14 protein-coding genes and 1 tRNA gene are annotated in these 18,146 nt (G+C 67.7%); 8 read left to right on the top strand and 7 right to left on the bottom strand.

All coding sequences use genetic code 11. The features are described 5' to 3' along the window. Nucleotides 1-479 precede the first annotated feature (479 nt). Nucleotides 480-1,043: a phosphonate metabolism protein/1,5-bisphosphokinase (PRPP-forming) PhnN gene (phnN, locus tag PHLH3_RS21010; RefSeq protein ID WP_213625651.1), complete on the top strand. Its 564-nt coding sequence runs from the start codon at nucleotides 480-482 to the stop codon at nucleotides 1,041-1,043. Between the two features lies 1 nt (nucleotide 1,044). Here the strand turns inward: phnN and PHLH3_RS21005 are convergent, their stop codons facing one another. From PHLH3_RS21005 to PHLH3_RS20990, 4 genes are all read right to left on the bottom strand, one after another. Further along, nucleotides 1,045-1,230: a PA3371 family protein gene (locus PHLH3_RS21005; protein ID WP_213625650.1), complete on the bottom strand. Its 186-nt coding sequence runs from the start codon at nucleotides 1,228-1,230 to the stop codon at nucleotides 1,045-1,047. 28 nt (nucleotides 1,231-1,258) lie between these two features. Continuing rightward, nucleotides 1,259-1,435, bottom strand: a complete 177-nt coding sequence (locus tag PHLH3_RS21000) for a hypothetical protein (protein ID WP_213625649.1) — start codon at nucleotides 1,433-1,435, stop codon at nucleotides 1,259-1,261. A 9-nt stretch (nucleotides 1,436-1,444) separates the two neighbouring features. Then, nucleotides 1,445-1,681, bottom strand: coding sequence for a hypothetical protein (locus PHLH3_RS20995; RefSeq protein WP_146603018.1), 237 nt, complete (start codon nucleotides 1,679-1,681; stop codon nucleotides 1,445-1,447). Between the two features lie 238 nt (nucleotides 1,682-1,919). Continuing rightward, nucleotides 1,920-2,387: an Lrp/AsnC family transcriptional regulator gene (locus PHLH3_RS20990; RefSeq protein WP_173172375.1), complete on the bottom strand. Its 468-nt coding sequence runs from the start codon at nucleotides 2,385-2,387 to the stop codon at nucleotides 1,920-1,922. A gap of 198 nt (nucleotides 2,388-2,585) precedes the next feature. Here PHLH3_RS20990 and PHLH3_RS20985 point away from each other — a divergent pair, with 198 nt between their 5' ends. Then, nucleotides 2,586-6,053 carry an indolepyruvate ferredoxin oxidoreductase family protein gene (locus tag PHLH3_RS20985; RefSeq protein ID WP_213625648.1) on the top strand — a complete coding sequence of 1,156 codons (3,468 nt, stop codon included), beginning with the start codon at nucleotides 2,586-2,588 and terminating at the stop codon, nucleotides 6,051-6,053. 73 nt (nucleotides 6,054-6,126) lie between these two features. After that, a complete protein-coding gene (locus PHLH3_RS20980) occupies nucleotides 6,127-7,182 on the top strand; it encodes a Glu/Leu/Phe/Val dehydrogenase (RefSeq protein WP_213625647.1) in 1,056 nt (351 codons plus the stop codon). A 75-nt stretch (nucleotides 7,183-7,257) separates the two neighbouring features. Here the strand turns inward: PHLH3_RS20980 and PHLH3_RS20975 are convergent, their stop codons facing one another. Next, nucleotides 7,258-7,734, bottom strand: a complete 477-nt coding sequence (locus PHLH3_RS20975; protein ID WP_244862921.1) for a GNAT family N-acetyltransferase — start codon at nucleotides 7,732-7,734, stop codon at nucleotides 7,258-7,260. Nucleotides 7,735-7,853: 119 nt separating this feature from the next. On the opposite strand from PHLH3_RS20975, the gene PHLH3_RS20970 reads away from it, so the two are divergent. Next, nucleotides 7,854-7,930: transfer RNA gene (locus PHLH3_RS20970), tRNA-Arg, on the top strand. Nucleotides 7,931-7,987: 57 nt separating this feature from the next. On the opposite strand, the gene PHLH3_RS20965 is transcribed toward PHLH3_RS20970, so the two are convergent. Then, a complete protein-coding gene (locus PHLH3_RS20965; RefSeq protein WP_213630636.1) occupies nucleotides 7,988-8,485 on the bottom strand; it encodes a DUF2165 domain-containing protein in 498 nt (165 codons plus the stop codon). Between the two features lie 373 nt (nucleotides 8,486-8,858). Here PHLH3_RS20965 and pqqF point away from each other — a divergent pair, with 373 nt between their 5' ends. From pqqF to nahK, 4 genes are all read left to right on the top strand, one after another. Continuing rightward, nucleotides 8,859-11,330 (top strand): pyrroloquinoline quinone biosynthesis protein PqqF, encoded by a 2,472-nt coding sequence (gene pqqF, locus PHLH3_RS20960; RefSeq protein WP_213625645.1) that lies wholly within the window; start codon nucleotides 8,859-8,861, stop codon nucleotides 11,328-11,330. 276 nt (nucleotides 11,331-11,606) lie between these two features. Continuing rightward, a complete protein-coding gene (locus tag PHLH3_RS20955; protein ID WP_213625644.1) occupies nucleotides 11,607-12,788 on the top strand; it encodes a porin in 1,182 nt (393 codons plus the stop codon). Between the two features lie 469 nt (nucleotides 12,789-13,257). Then, nucleotides 13,258-14,421 carry a nitric oxide-sensing protein NosP gene (gene nosP / locus PHLH3_RS20950; RefSeq protein WP_213625643.1) on the top strand — a complete coding sequence of 388 codons (1,164 nt, stop codon included), beginning with the start codon at nucleotides 13,258-13,260 and terminating at the stop codon, nucleotides 14,419-14,421. Then, nucleotides 14,351-16,987 carry a hybrid sensor histidine kinase/response regulator NahK/ErcS' gene (gene nahK, locus PHLH3_RS20945; RefSeq protein WP_213625642.1) on the top strand — a complete coding sequence of 879 codons (2,637 nt, stop codon included), beginning with the start codon at nucleotides 14,351-14,353 and terminating at the stop codon, nucleotides 16,985-16,987. The genes nosP and nahK overlap by 71 nt, the downstream gene beginning before the upstream one ends. 545 nt (nucleotides 16,988-17,532) lie before the next feature. Here the strand turns inward: nahK and PHLH3_RS20940 are convergent. Then, nucleotides 17,533-18,060, bottom strand: a complete 528-nt coding sequence (locus PHLH3_RS20940; protein WP_213625641.1) for a transposase — start codon at nucleotides 18,058-18,060, stop codon at nucleotides 17,533-17,535. Nucleotides 18,061-18,146: the final 86 nt, after the last annotated feature.

Raw genomic sequence — 18,146 nt, 5'->3', positions numbered from 1 at the left:
TATGTGATTGTCACCGGTTTGACCATCTTTAGCATCAGTCGTTCAACCATTCATCGCGATTGGCGTCATTATGACCTTGCAGTCACCTAAACGGTTCCTTGACGTCAAATCTGTGTCGCATTGTGCGCTGGGTAGCGGCTTTTTGCCAGCACCAGTTGTCCGAAATGCGAGTGAATATGCAAAAGGCTCCCATATGAATGCGGTAGGAGGGAAAAATTCCCCGCTCCGTTGCAGAAGGTTGCCGATTTCGTGCGCGACGGCACATCCAGCGCTCTGGGCCGGGCTTCTGGTACGTCAGGATTCGTTGTGCAAAGCGTAGCGCGCCTCCATAAAGCCAGCACTGGCAATTCGCTACTGTGCGACGTCCGGTAGGTGTTGCCGGGGCATTCGGGTGCTCCAAACTGCAATGCTTTCCGGGTAATGTGGCGTCCGCCGTGCAACAGGCGGCGATCGCAGCGGATGAACTTCCAGGTAAGCAGATGAAAGGCAGGCTGATCTATCTCATCGGACCCTCAGGCTCAGGCAAGGACAGCCTGCTCGATGCCGCCCGCGAGCCGCTCTCCAGGAGTGGCTGCCACATCGTGCGGCGCGTGATCACCCGCTCGGCCGAGGCGGTGGGCGAGGCGGCGGAGGCGGTGAGCCCCGAGCGCTTCGCGCAGATGGAGCGGAGCGGCGCCTTCGCCATGAGCTGGCACGCCAACGGGCTGTCGTATGGCATCCCGGCGCAGATAGATGAGTGGCTGGCAGCGGGGGAGGACGTCCTGGTCAATGGCTCCAGGGGTTATCTGGGGGAGGCCCTGAAGCGCTATCCGGACCTGCAGGCCATCCTGTTGACGGTGGAGATGGACGTCCTGCGCCGGCGCCTGCAGGCCCGGGGGCGCGAGCCCGCCGAGGAGATAGAGGCGCGCCTGGCACGCAACGCCCGCTTCACCGAGTCCCTGCGGGAGGAGGGTGGTGCCGCCCTGTCGATCCTCGACAACTCCGGCCCCCTCGAGCAGACCCTGCAACGCCTGCTGCAACTGCTCGACCAGCCTCGGTCCTGAATCAGCGCAATACCGGGTCGAACTTCACCCGCTTGCCCACCATCAGTGCCACCAGCAGCAGCACCCCGCTGGCGCCCAGCGCCACCTTCACGGCTGCGGCCGGCCACGTGGCCTGCCAGGGTTCGAGCCACAGGGTCAGGGTGAGCAGCAGGCTGATGATCAGGAACAGCACGGCTGACTTCGACATCTCTATCTCCTTGCCGACATAGGGATATTTAAAAGAAAGGGTCGTAGTAACTGGTGATGCGCTCGTCCCGATCACGCTCTGCTTGCTGTTCTTCCGCCAGACCCTGATCGGTGATGCGATCGATCACCCAAAGCGCTCCGCAGGTCCCCGCCGCCAGCAGCAGGATCAACCCCGGAAACACCATCCCCCACGCGGTCATGTCCATGCCGGGCGCTCAGAACGACAGGCGTTGGGCGGGGCGAGGTTGCCACTCGCTGCTCTGCAGCTGGCGCACCTTCGGCTTCTGGTCGCCGGACTGGGTGGCGTATTCGAATTGCACCGGCGTCGGGTTGATACGCTCGACCAGATGTTTCACGGCCTGTTGCTGCTGGTTGCTCTGAAGGGCGGCGAAGGCGCTGGCTGCCAGGAGCGTCAATACGGTTGCTGCGAGGAGCGTGATGACACTGTTCATGATCGGGGCTCGCATCCAGAATTCTCATGACTGGAATAGAGCAGGTGTCATGCCAAGCTCGAATATTTAAAAATCCTTTTAAAATCAATTAGTTGTATATGGTCGACAGGGTGCTTTCCGTGCACTTTGCAAGGCACCCGTTTTTTGCCCATTGCAAATTGCACGGGTGCCGGACGGCAGGGTCTGCGCCGCTTCGCTTGTTCCGGCACCAAGCGCTCTGGAATGGGGGCGCGAGCGTTCAGTCCAGCGGCAGCTCGGTCGTGCGCTTCACCTCGCTCATGGCGATGTTCGAATGCGCTTCCAGCACGTGCGGGCGCTGCAGCAGCTGGTCCCGCAGGAAGCGCTCGTAGCTGCCGATATCCCGCGCCACCACCTTCAGCAGGTAATCCGAACCACCGGCCATGGTGTAGCACTCAAGCACCTCCGGGTAGCCGACGATGGCTTCCTCGAACTCGGTCAGGTTGTTGCGCCCGTGGGCCGAGAGCTTGATGTTGACGAACACGGTGATGGAGAACCCCAGCAACCTGGGGTTGAGCAGCGCGACCTTGCGCTCGATCAGCCCGTCCTCCTGCATGCGGTTGATGCGGCGCCAGCAGGGCGACTGGGACAGCTCCACCTTCTCGGCCACTTCGGCAGCCGACAGATCGGCATTGTGTTGCAGCAGGCGGAGGATCTTGCGATCGATAGGGCTCAGAGGGTTGTGCATGAATAAGTCCGCAATCTTGTTCTTGTTGGAAGGATCATGCGCAGTATTGGCATTCGGGCCCGAAAATAGAAAGAAAAAAGCAGAACCCTTCAGTCAGATTATTGAGCATGCGTCCCGGGCGGTGATCCTGCCGCGGGACAGGAGGATGGCGCTAACCGTAGCCATCCTGGTCGCCATAAAAATAAAAGGAGCGCCCGCATGTCTCTGGCCGAGATCCGCCTGGATGACAAGTACCGGCTTGCAACCGGTCATCTGTACCTCACCGGCACCCAGGCGCTCACCCGCCTGCCGATGCTGCAGAAGCAACGCGATGCGGCCCATGGCCTGAACACCGCCTGCTTCATCTCCGGCTATCGTGGTTCGCCCCTCGGCAACCTCGACAAGAGCCTCTGGGAGGCCAAGTCCTTCCTCCAGGAAAACCACATCCACTTCCAGCCGGGCGTCAACGAAGAGCTCGCCGCCACCGCCGTGTGGGGCAGCCAGCAGACCAGCCTGTTCCCCGGCGCGCGCTACGACGGCGTGTTCTCCATGTGGTACGGCAAGGGCCCGGGCGTGGACCGCTGCGGCGACGTCTTCAAGCACGGCAACTCCGCCGGCGTGTCCCCCCATGGTGGCGTGCTGCTGCTGGCCGGCGACGACCACGGCTGCAAGTCCTCCAGCATCGCCAACCAGAGCGAGCACGCCTTTATCGCCGCCTCCATCCCTGTGCTCAACCCGGCCAACGTCCAGGAAATCCTCGACTACGGCATCATCGGCTGGGAACTCTCGCGCTACAGCGGCTGCTGGGTGGCGCTCAAGACCATCGCCGAGAACGTCGACTCCTCCAGCGTGGTGGACGTCGACCCACTGCGCATCGACGTGAAGATCCCGACCGACTTCGTCCTTCCCGAGGACGGCGTGCACATCCGCTGGCCCGACCCGCCGCTGGCCCAGGAAAAACGCCTCAACACCTACAAGATCTACGCCGCCCGCGCCTTCGCCCTGGCCAACGACCTCAACCAGGTCAAGCTCGACTCGCCCAACCCGCGCCTGGGCATCATCACCACCGGCAAGTCCTACCTCGACGTGCGCCAGGCCCTGGTGGACCTCGGCCTGGACGACGAACTCTGCGCCAGGGTCGGCCTGCGCGTGCTGAAGATCGGCATGAGCTGGCCGCTCGAGCCGGTCTCCGTGCACCAGTTCGCCGAAGGCCTGGACGAAATCCTCGTGGTCGAGGAGAAGCGCAGCATCATCGAGGACCAGCTCACCGGCCAGCTCTACAACTGGCCGGTGGACAAGCGTCCGCGCGTGGTCGGCGAATTCGACGAGGAGGGCAACTCCCTCCTGCCCAACCTCAGCGAGCTGACCCCCGCGATGATCGCCCGCGTCATCGCCAGGCGCCTGGCGCCCATCTACTCCAGCGAGCAGATCGAATCGCGCCTGGCCTTCCTCGCCGCCAAGGAAAAGGCCCTCGCGGAGCCCAAGCACAAGACCGTGCGCACCCCGCACTTCTGCTCCGGCTGCCCGCACAACACCTCCACCAAGCTGCCCGAAGGCAGCCGCGCCCAGGGTGGCATCGGCTGCCACTACATGACCCAGTGGATGGACCGCAACACCGACACCTTCACCCAGATGGGCGGGGAGGGCGCCACCTGGATCGGCCAGGCCCCCTTCACCGACACCCCGCACATCTTCCAGAACCTCGGCGACGGCACCTACTTCCACTCCGGCCAGCTGGCCCTGCGCGCCGCCGTGGCCGCCGGGGTCAACATCACCTACAAGATCCTCTACAACGACGCCGTGGCCATGACCGGCGGCCAGCCCATCGACGGCGAACTGCGGGTCGACCAGCTCAGCCAGCAGGTCTTCGCCGAGGGCGTCAAACGCATCGCCCTGGTCACCGACGAACCCGAGAAGTACCCCACCCGCGCCACCTTCGCGCCCATCGTCACCTTCCACCACCGCCGCGAGCTGGACGCCGTGCAGCGCGAGCTGCGCGAGTTCAAGGGCGTCTCGGTGATCATCTACGACCAGACCTGCGCCACCGAGAAACGCCGCCGTCGCAAGCGCGGCAAGCTCGTCGACCCGGCCAAGCGTGCCTTCATCAACCCCGCCGTGTGCGAGGGTTGCGGCGACTGCAGCGTCAAGTCCAACTGCCTCTCCGTGCTGCCGCTGGAGACCGAGCTGGGGCGCAAGCGCGAGATCGACCAGAACGCCTGCAACAAGGACTTCTCCTGCCTCGAAGGCTTCTGCCCCAGCTTCGTCACCGTCCACGGCGGCGAGCTGCGCAAGCCCGAGGCGGTCGGCAGCGGCGCCCTGTTCGCCGTGCTGCCCGAGCCGCGCCAGCCGAGCCTCGAGCGCCCCTGGAACATCCTCCTGCCCGGCGTCGGTGGCAGCGGCGTGACCACCGTCGGCGCCCTGCTGGGCATGGCCGCCCACATCGAAGGCAAGGGCTGCAGCGTGCTCGACCAGGCCGGCCTGGCGCAGAAGTTCGGTCCGGTGATCACCCACATCCGCATCGCCGCCAGGCAGGACGACATCTACGCCGTGCGCATCGCCGCCGGCGAGACCGACCTGCTGCTCGGCTGCGACCTGGTGGTCGCCGCCAGCGAAGAGGCCCTGGCCAAGCTCAACGAGCGCATCGCCACCGCCGTGGTCAACAGCCACGAGGCCGCCACCGCCGAGTTCACCCGCAACCCGGACGCCCAGGTCCCCGGCCAGGCCATGCAACAGGCGCTGGTGGAGGCCGTCGGTGCCGACAAGACCCACTTCATCGACGCTACCCGCCTGGCCACCCGCCTGCTCGGCGACAGCATCGCCACCAACCTCTTCATGCTCGGCTACGCCTACCAGCGCGGGCTCGTGCCGGTTTCCGCCGAAGCCATCGAGAAGGCCATCCAGCTCAACGGCGTGGCGGTGAAGCTCAACTGCGAAGCCTTCCTCTGGGGTCGCCGCGCCGCCCACGACCTGGCGGCGGTGGAGAAGCTCGCCGCGCCGGAAGTGGCCGAAGCCAAGCCCTGCGAGAGCCTCGAGGAGATCATCCGCTTCCGCGTCGACTTCCTCACCGCTTACCAGGACGCCGGCTACGCCAAGCGCTACAGCGACCTGGTCGAGCGCGTGCGCCGGGTCGATGAAAGCGCCGGCAAGGAACTCACCGAAGCCGTCGCCCGCTACTACTTCAAGGTCCTCGCCTACAAGGACGAGTACGAAGTGGCGCGCCTCTACAGCGACGGCGAGTTCCGCAAGCGCCTGCGCGCCCAGTTCAGCGGCGACTACCGCCTGCAGTTCCACCTGGCGCCGTCCTGGCTGGCCAAGCGCGACCCCGCCACCGGGCAACCGCGCAAGCGCAGCTTCGGCCCGTGGATGCTCAAGGCCTTCGGCCTGCTGGCCACGTTCAGGTTCCTGCGTGGCAGCGCGCTGGACCCCTTCGCCTACAGCGAGGAACGGCGCCTGGAGCGCGAGCTGATCGTCCGCTACGAAGACAACGTCGAAGCCGTGCTCGCCCACCTGCGTGGCGACAACTACCGCGTCGCCGTGGCCATCGCCGAACTGCCGGAGCAGATCCGTGGCTACGGCCACGTCAAGGAGAAGGCCCTGGCCAAGGTCCGCGAGCACGAGGCGCAACTGCGCGCCCAGCTGCTGGCTACCGAGATCAAGGTCGTGCGCCTGTTCGACTCCGCCGCCTGACACCTTCCCATCGCCGGCCTTCCCATGGGGGAAGGCCGGCGTTCACCCAGACAAACGCATGCAGAGGTAAACCATGTCCGTCTTCTCCCACGTCGAATTCGATGGCCACGAACAGGTCGTCTTCGGTCACGACAAGGCATCCGGCCTCAAGGCCATCATCGCCATCCACAACACCCACCTCGGCCCCGCCCTCGGTGGCTGCCGCATGTGGAACTACGCCAACGACGAGCAGGCCCTGCGTGACGTGCTGCGCCTGTCCCGCGGCATGACCTACAAGTCCGCCCTCGCCAACCTGCCCCTCGGCGGCGGCAAGGCCGTGATCATCGGCGACCCGCACACGGGCAAGAGCGAAACGCTGTTCCAGGCCATGGGGGACTTCGTCGACAGCCTCGGCGGGCGCTACATCACCGCCGCCGACTCCGGCACCGGCCCGGCCGAGATGCAGATCATGGCCGAGCGCAGCCGCCACGTGGCCGGCGCCAACCAGCGCGAAGCCTTCGATGGCGGCGTGCGCAGCGGCGACCCGTCGCCGTCCACCGCCTACGGGGTATTTATCGGCATCCAGGTGGCGGTCAAGCATCGCCTGCGCCGCGACGACCTCAAGGGCCTGCGCGTCGCCATCCAGGGCGTCGGCCAGGTCGGCTTCCACCTCGCCAGCCTGCTGCGCCAGGCCGGCGCCGAGCTGTGGGTGACCGACATCGTCGAAACCAACGTGCGCCGTGCCGTCGAGCAACTGGGGGCCAAGGCCGTCGGGCAGCACGAGATCTATGGGCTGGACGTCGATGTCTTCGCGCCCTGCGCCATGGGCGGCATCATCAACCCGCAGAGCCTGGAAGCGCTGCGCGTGCCGATCATCGCCGGCGCCGCCAACAACCAGCTGGCCGACGCGCAACTGGCCGAGGAGCTCAAGCGCAACGGCTGCCTCTACGCGCCGGACTACGCCATCAATGCCGGCGGCATCATCGACGTCTACTTCGAGCGCAGCGGCGGCAGCGCGGCCGAGCTGAAGGCGCACATCGAAGGCATCGGCAACACCCTGCGGCAGATCTTCACCCGCGCCGACCAGGAAGGACGCACCACCACCGATGTCGCCGACCGCCTCGCCGAAGAGCGTTTCGGGCGCGTGTAAAGGCGCGTGGCTTCACGGGAATGTCGGCTCCGGCGAGCGTCATTCCCGTGAACGCGGGCCCCGCCGGAAAAAGGCTCAGATATCCAGGTACAGGCTGATCCCGTGGGGCTTGTAGCCCAGCGACTCATAGAAGCGATGGGCCGCCTCGCGGCTCTGCCCGCTGGACAGCACCAGCTTGTAGCAACCCCAGGCACGGCCGCGTTCGGCGGCCTTGTCCATCAGCGCCTGGCCGATGCCCAGGCCGCGCGCGTCCTTGCCCACCACCACGTCCTCGACGATCGCCGAGCGCGCGAAGTTGTGCGCCAGGTGCTCCACCAGGATCACCGTGCAGGTGCCCAGCAGGCGCCCGTCACGCTCCGCCACCACCACCTCGCGGCCACTGGGCAGCTCCGCGAGGCGCAAGGCCAGCAGCGCGTGGTCGGGGCGCGACTCATCCTCGCCCAGCTGGTGCAGCAGGGCGGCCAGCGCCGGTGCATCCGCCGGGCTGGCGGCGCGCAGGGTCACGGTGGTGAAGGGGGAGTCGGGCAGGAGCTGCGGGAGTGGCTGGGGCATGGCGAAGGTCCCTCTGATTTTTGCGGAAGTATGGTGCAGTGCCGTGGCAGTGGCATGACAAAACGCGCAAGCGCCGTTAACATGCCGCCCGTTCGCATCGACTGCCCGTCGTGCGTGCCGTCTCAGTAGCTCAATTGGATAGAGCATCCCCCTCCTAAGGGGAAGGTTGGTGGTTCGAGCCCACTCTGGGACACCATGAATACCGAAGCCCCGCACAGCGCAAGCTGGCGGGGCTTTTTCATGGCCGCAGGGCTCAGGCCTCGCCGCCGTCATTGGGCAAGGTCAGGTAGATCAGCACCGCCAGCAGGGTGATGAAGAAACGGAAGGCGTCCGGCACGCCGTTCCACTGCTCCGACATCCACATGCCGAACCATTCCCCGCCCACCGACATGAACGCCACCTGCCAGGTGAGGAAGCCCAGCGTCAGGCCGGCGACGGCCCAGCGCTTGGACGCGCGGAAACCGGCGGCATCGGCCTTGCGCGCCCGCAGCAGGTGCAGGCCGCCGACCCAGCAGAGCAGGGCGGTGGTGGTTTCCAGGGCGATGATGCCGAGGTAGCCGGCGTGGTGGACCCAGGGCGTCTCGATGGCGCGGTACATCAGCTGGTTGCCGGGGAAGGTGGTGTCCATGAGGAACACGTGGTGGACGAAGGCGAAGTTGGTGCCGTAGTCGGTGACGTTGTTGAAGGCCACCAGCGAGGCGAAGAAGGCCATGGCCAGCACCATGAGGGCTTTGGAAAGGCGGATCGTGATCATCGTAGTGTTTCCTGCAAATGGCGAACCGGATCGCGTGCGCAGCCGTCCCGCCCGGCACGCAGCGGGCAGGGCGAGGCCGGGCCGCGCGCGGCGACGGGCTCTGGTCGGGGTCGTATGCCTGGGCGGGCCAGGCGAAGGGGCGCATGGGGGCGCCGAGGTGCGGAGATCGGGACTGGAGGACCTGAGGCCGGCGCCGTACCGGGAAGCACGGCAACCCGGCTGGATGGAACGCCGCACGGGAAGGAGCGCGGATTCTCGATGCATCCGCATGCTGCGGTCAATCGATCGGGGGCGGTTCGGCTGAACGAAAGAACCATTGCCGCGAGGGCTGGTCTTGAGGATGCTGAGCGAAACTTTCCATGGTGCCCGGATGACGCCCGTTCCCGACCCCGCCAGCCGTTCCCTGCTCCTCGACAACGGCCTCGCCGTGCTGCTGCGCCACGTGCCCGGCGCGCAGCGGGCGGCGGCGGCGCTGCGGGTGGCCGCCGGCAGCCATGACGAGCCACGCGAATGGCCCGGGCTTGCGCATTTTCTCGAACACCTGCTGTTCCTCGGTGGCGTGCGCTACCCCGACCAGCAGCGGCTCATGCCCTTCGTCCAGGCCTGCGGCGGGCGCCTCAACGCCAGCACCCAGGCCCGCCACACCGACTTCTTCTTCGAGCTGCCGCCCGCGCGCCTGGAGGCCGGCCTGGCGCGGCTCGTGGACATGCTCGGCGCGCCGCAACTGGCGATCGACGCGCAGCTGCGCGAGCGCGAGGTGCTGCAGGCCGAGTACCTGGCGCGCGCCCGCGACACCTGGACCCTGGCCCAGTCCGCGCTCGCGGCGGCGCTGGCGCCGGGGCACCCGCTGGCCGACTTCCATGCCGGCGACCGCGACAGCCTGGCGGTGGAGGACCCGGCGTTCCAGGCCGGACTGGCCGCCTTCCACCAGGCCCACTACCAGGGCGCGCGCATGCGCCTGGTGCTGCTCGGGCCTCAATCACTGGACGAGCTCGCGGGGCTCGCGCAGCGCCTCGCGGGTTCGCTGCCCGGCGGTGCGCCTGCCGCCCCGCCCCCGGCGCCCGCATTGCTGCCGCTGGTCAGCCACAGCCTGCGCATGTGCCTGCCCGGCGCGGCGCGCAGCTGGCTGGCTTTCGCCCTGGAGGGCCAGCCGGCCGCCTTGCCCCAGGCGCTGGAGGTGCTGCGCGAACTGCTGCAGGACGAGGCCGAGGGCAGCCTGCAGGCCTGGCTCGTCGAGCAGGGCCTGTGCGATGGATTGCAACTGCTCGTGCCCCATCTCGACCAGGGCCAGGCGCTGCTGGTGCTGGACCTGGCCCTCGCCGACGCCCGTCCTGAAAGCCGCGCGCGCCTGGAAGCGGCGCTGTTCCACTGGCTGGCGGCCCTGCGCGAGCAGGAGCCCTGGCGCGACCTCCTGGCCCGCCACCAGGCCAGTGCCGGCCATGCCCGTCCGGCGCCGCTGGAGCAGGCGCGCAGCCTGCTGGAGCGTGGCTGGGACCCGCCAGCGCCGCTGGAGGCGCGCGATTTCTCCCGCCTGCTCGCGCAGCTCACGCCGCCCCGGCTGATCCGCCTGTTCGCCAGCGAGGCGGCGGTCGCCGGCCGCGTGCAGGTGGCCGGCTTCCTTCTAGAGCTGGAAGAGGAGAGCATCCCCCCCTGGCCGGCCATCGACGTCCGCTGGCGCTTCGCCGGTGCGCCCATGTTAAGCCCGTTCCAGGGCCCGGCTGCACGGGCGGCAGCAGATGACGTACCGCTATTGCACCACTGGGGCGAGCCCGATCGCGCGGCGCTGTTCCTGCGCTGGCGCCTGCCGGCCGAGCCTGTCGACGGCGGCTTCTACCAGGCCTTGCAGCGTGCGTTGCGGGCGACCCAGAGCCGTGCCCAGCAGCAGGGCGTCGCCATCGATTTCAGCGAACAGGGCCGCGACTGGCGGCTGAGCCTGCGCGGTGCCGCCGGATTGCTGCCGCCGGTGCTCGACGCGGTACTCAAGACCCTGTTCGAACCGCCCCTGGCCGCCTGTGAACAGGGGCGGCGCCTGCACCGCGCCTGGCTCAACCGCGAGGCCGGCGAGCTGCCGATCCGCCAGTTGTTGCGCGGGTTACCGGATCGCCTGGATGCCGTCGCGCAGCCCCGTCCGGATGACGAGCCGGTCTCCCCCGCACGCCTGGGCCACTTCTGGGCGCGCACCGCCTGGGAGGTCATGGCGGTGGGCCTCGACGAGCACCCGCGCCAGGTTCTGGCCGGCGTCTTGCGCGGTGTGCCCGGGCGGCGTCTCGACGGCCATGCCCCGGCGGCCCCCATCGCCACGCGGCGTTGGTACCCGGTGGCGGTGCAGGGCGATGCCGCCCTGCTGCTGTTCTGCCCGCTGCCCGATCGCCAGGCGCAGACCGAAGCCACCTGGCAGTGGCTGGCGCGCTGCCTGGAGGCGGGCTTCTACCAGCGCCTGCGCAGCGAACTGCAGCTGGGCTACGCCGTGTTCTCCGGCTTCCGCCTGATCAACGGCCGCGCCGGCCTGCTGTTCGGCGTGCAGTCGCCCAGCGCCACCGTGGCGCAGGTCCTCGGGCACATCGAGGCGTTCCTCGCCGGCCTGGACGAGGCGTTGAAGGACGGCGAGGCCCCGCGCCAGGCCCTGCTGGCACAGCTGCGCAGCGGCGATGGGGACGCGGCCGAGCGTGCCTGGAACCTGCACCTGGCCGGACGCGCCCCCGACTGGCCCGACCGCGTCGCCGATGCCCTCGAACAGGCCGGCCGCGACGACCTGCTCGCCGCCCTGGAGGCCCTGCAGCAGGCCCGTGGCGGCTGGCTGGCGCTCGCCAACGCTGCGCGCCCCGACTCGCGCTGGCACTGATACCTCCTCCTTTCGCGTCGCCACAGCCTCCCAATCCCCTACCAAGGCAGCGGTACGACCCCCTTCCCAGGTCGTGCCGCCGGCCTCGTCCGTCCGTTGCGACTTGCGCCCCGCTACCGCCGAGGGGGGCGGCCCGCATCTTCCCGCCAAGGTCGTACAGGGCCCGCCAAAGCATCGGCGAAACAGCGCCAAGGCCGCATATGGCGGGCGTTCCGGCGTTTCGATAATCGCCTCCGTCACGGCTCGAGCGAGTCGTCCCACCCAGCGGAGAGCGCCATGTACAACAACAAGAACGTCACCATCGGATTCCTGCCCCTCGCCCTCACCACCGGCCTGGCCCTGGCCGTCATGGAACAGGCCAAGGCCGAGATCGTCCTCTACGACAAGGACGACACCACCTTCTCCACCGACGGCTACGTCAACGCCTTCTACGTCAACAGCGACGTCGACCGCGAAGGCGAGCAGTTCGACCGTCGCCAGTCGCGGGTGAAGATGGGCTTTTTGCCCAACTGGATCGGCTTCAACATGGGCAAGCAGGTGGATGACCTCAAGCTCGGTGCCCGCGCCTCCTTCTGGGTGACCATCAACGACAGCGAGACCAACGGCACCGACACCGCCATCGACGTCCGCCAGTTCTACGGCACCGTCGGCAGCGACTGGGGCGAGGTGCTGGTGGGCAAGGACTTCGGCCTGTTCGCCCGCTCCAACATCCTCCTCGACGAGATGCTCGCCGGCTACGGCCAGGTCAGCGACACCCTCGGCCTGGTGGACGGCGGCGGCGTCTCCTTCGGCAACATCGGCAGCGGCTACCCCTATCCGTTCCCCACCTCGCAGATCACCTACCGCAGCCCCAAGAGCGACGGCCTGCGCCTGGCGGTCGGCATCATGGACCCGGTGGACACCAACGACGACAGCCCCACCGGCAAGGCCTACCAGGAGAACCCGCGCTTCGAATCCGAACTCACCTACGAGTTCGCACTGGGCGGCGCGCAGATCTACTCCTGGCTCAACGGCGGCTACCAGACCTCGGACAACACCGACCCGGCGGTCGACAGCGTCACCTCCAAGGGCCTGGGCTACGGCGTGCAGGCGAAGATGGGTGCCTTCTCGGTGGTCGCCTCCGGCTTCCAGGCCAAGGGCATCAACCCCTTCTTCACCAACAACGCCGGCGAGGCGACCCTGCGTGAAGTCGACAGCGACGGCTACCTGCTGCAGGGCTCCTACCGCTTCGGCAAGAACCGCCTGGCGCTGTCCTACGGCAAGACCAAGGACGACGGCAACGGCGCGGTGAACACCGGTGCCGACTACGAGACCCGTGGCATCGCCCTGTTCCACGACGTCAACGACAACCTCAAGCTGGTCGCCGAATACAACCAGTTCGAGATCGACGGCCACGCCGGCTCCGCACAGAACGAAGACACCGACACCGTCGCCCTCGGCGTCGTGCTCAACTGGTAACGCTCCACCCTGTCTTGCTCCCTTGTGTTTGGCGGGAAGGCGCATGCCTCCCGCCTTTTTTGCGTCTTGTGGGGAGCGGTTTCGCCAATGAATTCGCTCCTGCCCTGGCGGGCTGCAGAAAGCGTCATGCCACCGATGGACGCGACCGCTGCGTAGGGTGGAGGTCGCTTTTTACCTCCACCAGGCGGAGCCGGGCCGTGGCACCTCCTGATGCCTGATGCACCTTCGAAGGCGCCCACCCTGCGAAGAGCTCGCAGCCCCGCATGGGGCGTGCCGCGCGCACCTCGAAGATCCCGCGCACACCCATCCAGGGCCGAATGAGTGGCCGGGCCGCTCCCCGAGGCCGAACGCAATTGTCAGTGCTGCCTCATCCCTTCGGACGAGCCCGCCGCTACCCAAGAAGGATGGGGCGGCCCCGGACCGCTCCGTAGAATCCACAGCAACTGCAGGCCCATTCGCGAGGCGCACCATGCAACAGCATCAGGACGAGGGCGTGGTCACCGCCATGTCCAGCGCCACCGACGCCGAGGCCGTGGCCCAGGACCTGGCGCGCCAGCTGATCCACCCGCACCTGGGCTTCGTGCTGTTCTTCTGCTCGGCGGAATACGACCTGCCGGCCCTGGGCGCGGCGCTGGAGCAGTATTTCGGCGGCATCGAGCTGGTGGGCTGCACCAGCGCAGGCGAAATCACCCCCAATGGCTACGGGCGCGGCTGCGTCAGCGCGGTGGGCTTCGACTACCGCAGCTTCTCCATCGGCAGCGCGCTGATCGACGAGATGGAGCGTTTCAGCCTGATCGACGCCCAGCAACTGGTGGAACGCCTGGTCAGTGACTGCCGCAGCAACTCCCTGGCGCCGATCAAGGACCACAGCTTCGCCCTAACCCTGCTGGACGGCCTCTCCAGCCGCGAGGAAGTGGTGCTCGCCGCCCTCGGCGCCGCCTTCGGCAGCATCCCGCACTTCGGCGGCTCGGCCGGTGACGACAACCACCTGACCCACACCCACGTCTACCACGGCGGCCAGTTCCACACTGGCGCGGCGGTGGTGGTGCTGGTCAACACCCAGCTGGATTTCGAGGTCTTCAGCACCCACCACATCCTGCCCAGCGACGAGAAGCTGGTGGTCACCCGCGCCGACAGCGCCAGCCGCCGCGTCTTCGAACTCAATGCCGAGCCCGCCGCCCAGGAGTACGCCCAGTGGATCGGCGTGCCGCTGGAGGCCCTGGACCACCGCCTGTTCGCCGCCCACCCGCTGGCCGTGCGGGTCAACGACCAGTACTACGTGCGCTCCATCCAGCGGGTCAACGACGACCTCAGCCTCAGCTTCTACTGCGCCGTGGAGAACGGCATCGTCCTCACCGGCATGCGCCCGGGGCCGCTTTTGCCCAACCTGCAGGCCCTGTTCCAGCGCCTGGAGCAGCGCCTCGGCCCGCCGCTGCTGACCATCGGCTGCGACTGCTTCCTGCGCCGCCTGGAAATCGAGAGCGATGGCGGCGTCGAGCAGACCGGCGAGTTCCTCCGTCGCCAGCGCGTGATCGGCTTCAACACCTACGGGGAACAGTTCAATGGCATGCACATCAACCAGACCTTCACCGGTGTCGCCATCGGACGCCGCCCAGGCGATGCAGGTCGCTGACTACGAAGCGCGCATCGCCCGGCTGGAGGGCGAGAACCACAAGCTGCGGCGGATCAACGCCGCGCTGATCGAGCGGGTCGAATCCAGCGCCGCCCGCCGCGACGACGCCTACGCCGCCTTCCAGCACTCGGTGGTGCTGGCCGAGCAGGTGCGCGAGCGCACCGACGCGCTGAATCAGGCGATGTCCGAACTCAAGGCCAGCAACCAGCTGCTCAGCGACGCCCGGCTGCGCGCCGAGACGGCCCACCAGCACCTGGTGGACGCCATCGAAAGCATTTCCGACGCCTTCGTGCTGTTCGACAGGGAGCAGCGTATCGTCCTGTTCAACAGTCGCTTCAAGTCCTTCTGGGCCAACAGCCGCGCGCGCATCATCAGCGGCACCCGGCTCTCGGAGATCAAGCGCCTGGCCGAAAGCACCGGGCTGATCGTCGAAGAGCAGCGCAGCAGCGACAACGAGCACAGCCTCTACCGCCTGCAGGACGGGCGCTGGGTGCAGGTCAGCGAACGGCCCACCCGCGAGGGCGGGCTGGTGATCCTCTACACCGACATCACCGACCTGAAGATCAGCGAAACCATGCGCCGCGAGCAGGCCCTGGCGCAGAAATCGCGCCTGCTGCAGCGCGCCGTGGACAACCTGTCCCAGGGCATGGCCATGGTCGGCGCCGAAGGCACCCTGGAGCTGTGGAACCACCGCTTCCTCGAGCTCTGCGGGCTGGCGCCGATCCAGGCGCACCGGTCCTTCGCCGAAGTCATGGCCGACAGCGAGCTGGCGCTGCTCACCCCGCAGACCCGCGACGCCAACGGCCGCCCCGTGCGCGAGCTGGAACAGCGCCTGTTCGACGGCCGCATGCTCGAAGTGCGCACCCACGCGCTGCCCACCGGCGGCTTCGTCAACACCTTCACCGACATCACCGAGCGCTACCGCCACGCCGAGGCACTGGCCGAGAGCGAACGCTGGATCCGCCTGATCACCGACCACGTGCCGGCGCTGATCGCCTACCTCAACGCCGAGCTGGTCTACGAGTTCACCAACAAGGTCTACGAGGAGTGGTACCGCTGGCCGCGCGGCGGCATGCTCGGCCAGCGCCTGCGCGAGGTGCACAGCGAGGAACACTGGCGGCGCCTGGAGCCCTATGTGGAGCGGGCGCTCTCCGGCGAAAGCGTCACCTTCGAAGTGGCCGAGACCAACCTCAACGGCCAGGAGCGCTACATGCTGCGCTCCTACGTGCCCAACCGCCTGGCAAGCGGCGAGGTGGTCGGCATCTTCGTGCTGATCCGCGACATCACCGAGCGCCGGCGCACCGCCGAGGCCCTGCACCTGGCCTACCAGAACCTGGAGCAGCGGGTGCGCGAACGCACCGCCGAGCTCACCCAGCTCAACGAGCAACTGCTGCGCGAGATCGGCGAGCGCAGCCAGGTGGAACTGCGCCTGCGCGAGGCCAAGCGCGAGGCCGAGCAGGCCAACCTGTCGAAGACCAAGTTCCTCGCCGCCGTCAGCCACGACCTGCTGCAACCCCTGAACGCCGCCCGGCTGTTCACCAGCGCCCTGCAGGAGCAGCGCGAGCAGGCGGTGAGCACGACGCTGGTGCGCAACATCAGCAACTCGCTGGATGACGTGGAAAGCCTGCTGGGCACCCTGGTGGACATCTCCAAGCTCGACGCCGGGGTGATCAAGCCCGACATCGCGCCCTTCGCCGTCAGCGAGCTGCTCGACAACCTCGCCGTGGAATTCCGCCAGGCGGCCGCCAGCGAGGGGCTGAGCCTGCACTTCGTGCCCAGCTCGGCGCTGGTGCGCAGCGACATCCAGCTGCTGGCGCGCATCCTGCGCAACCTGCTCAGCAACGCCATCCGCTACACCCCCAGCGGCCGCGTGCTGCTGGGCTGCCGGCGGCACCGGCAAAGCCTGTCGATCGAGGTCTGGGACAGCGGCATCGGCATCGCCGACGACAAGCTCAAGGAGATCTTCCAGGAGTTCAAGCGCGGCGACTCGCAGCGGCCCAAGCAGGACCGGGGCCTGGGTCTGGGCCTGGCCATCGTCGACAAGATCGCCGGCATGCTCGGCCACCGCATCCAGGTGCGCTCGCGCCTCGGCCAGGGCTCACGCTTCTGCGTCGAGGTGCCCCTGGCCAAGCGCGCACCCAAGGCGCGGGTGGAAGCGAGCACCCCCGAAATGCTCGTGGAGCGCCTGCGTGGCTCGCGGGTGTGGGTGCTGGACAACGACGCGGCCATCTGCGCCGGCATGCGCACCCTGCTCGAAGGCTGGGGCTGCCAGGTGGTCACCGCGCTCTCGGAAGAAGACCTCGCCCGCCAGGTGGACAACTACCACGCCGACGCCGACCTGCTGATCGCCGACTACCACCTGGACAACGGCCACAACGGCGTCGACGCCGTCGCCAGCATCAACGCCCGCCGCGGTACCGCCTTGCCCGCCCTGATGATCACCGCCAACTACAGCAACGAACTGCGCCAGCAGATGCGCGAACTCGGCCACACCCTGATGCACAAACCCGTCCGCCCGATGAAGCTCAAGGCCGCGATGAACCACCTGATCGAGCGGGGTGGGTGAGGGGCACACTGCCAACCCTCGCGCGTCGATCCGCTCTTGTAGGGTGTGCTGCGCGCACCGATCCCGCGCTGGGCCTGTCCGGCGCACACCCACAGCCTCCTGCTGCCCTGACCATCGAGGTGCGTACGGCACATCCTACGGCCGAGCATCGGGCCGATCCCGCGCATCAATCTGCTCTTGTAGGGTGTGCTGCGCGCACCGATCCCGCGCTCGGCCTGTCCGGCGATCTCCGAAAGGCTCCGTGCCGATCCGACCTTCTGAGGTGCGCACGGCACACCCTACGACCGAGCCGCGTGCATCGGGCCGATCCCGCGCATCCATCTGCTCTTGTAGGGTGTGCTGCGCGCACCGATCCCGTGCTCGGCACGTCCGGCAATCTCCGACAGGCTCCGTGCCGATCCGACCTTTTGAGGTGCGCACGGCACACCCTACGACGCTAGCCGCGAGCATCGGGCCGATCCCGCGCATCCATCTGCTCTTGTAGGGTGTGCTGCGCGCACCGATCCCGCGCTCGGCCTGTCCGGCGATCTCCGAAAGGCCCCGTGCTACTCGCCAAAATCCCCATCCTGCTCTCCGGCATCTCCCCAACCCGTCGGGTAGAGGCCTTCGCGCACCAGGCGGTGGAAGCTGGACCAGGGCCAGTCGGCCACCCGGGTGACCAGGCCGTGCTTCACCGGGTTCCAGTGCAGGTAATCCATATGCCGTCGGTAGTCGTCCGCATCGCGTATGCCGTGTTCCCAGAAGCGTCGTTGCCAGAACCCGGACTCACGTCGTGCGACCCGGCTATTCGAAGTGGGTGGCAGGTGAACCGATTGGCTGACCTTGCGCTTGATGATCGACCAGCGCCGCGCGAAGTCGGTATCACCGGGCGGCAGCTCCCAGAGGCAATGCAGGTGATCCGGCAGCAGCACCCAGCCGTGGATGCGGAACGGCTGTTCGAGCCGCACCGCCTGGATCGCATTGCGCAACGCTTGGCGTACCGAGGGCTCGGTCAGGAGCGGCCGGCGCTTTGCGGTGATGAGTGTGAAGAAGTAGTACGAGCCGGCTCGCTGCGAGCGGAGGTAGCGCGACATTCCCGGGATTCCCTGCAAGCGTCGAAGCTCGGCAGGGTAGGGCGGCGCGGGGCGCGGTGGGGCGCGCCGGCCCGGGTGAAAGCTCC

It is taken from the genome of Pseudomonas sp. Pc102 (assembly GCF_018408275.1).
In the GTDB taxonomy this organism is placed as follows: domain Bacteria; phylum Pseudomonadota; class Gammaproteobacteria; order Pseudomonadales; family Pseudomonadaceae; genus Metapseudomonas; species Metapseudomonas tohonis.
This window is presented reverse-complemented; position numbering and strand designations above follow the sequence as displayed.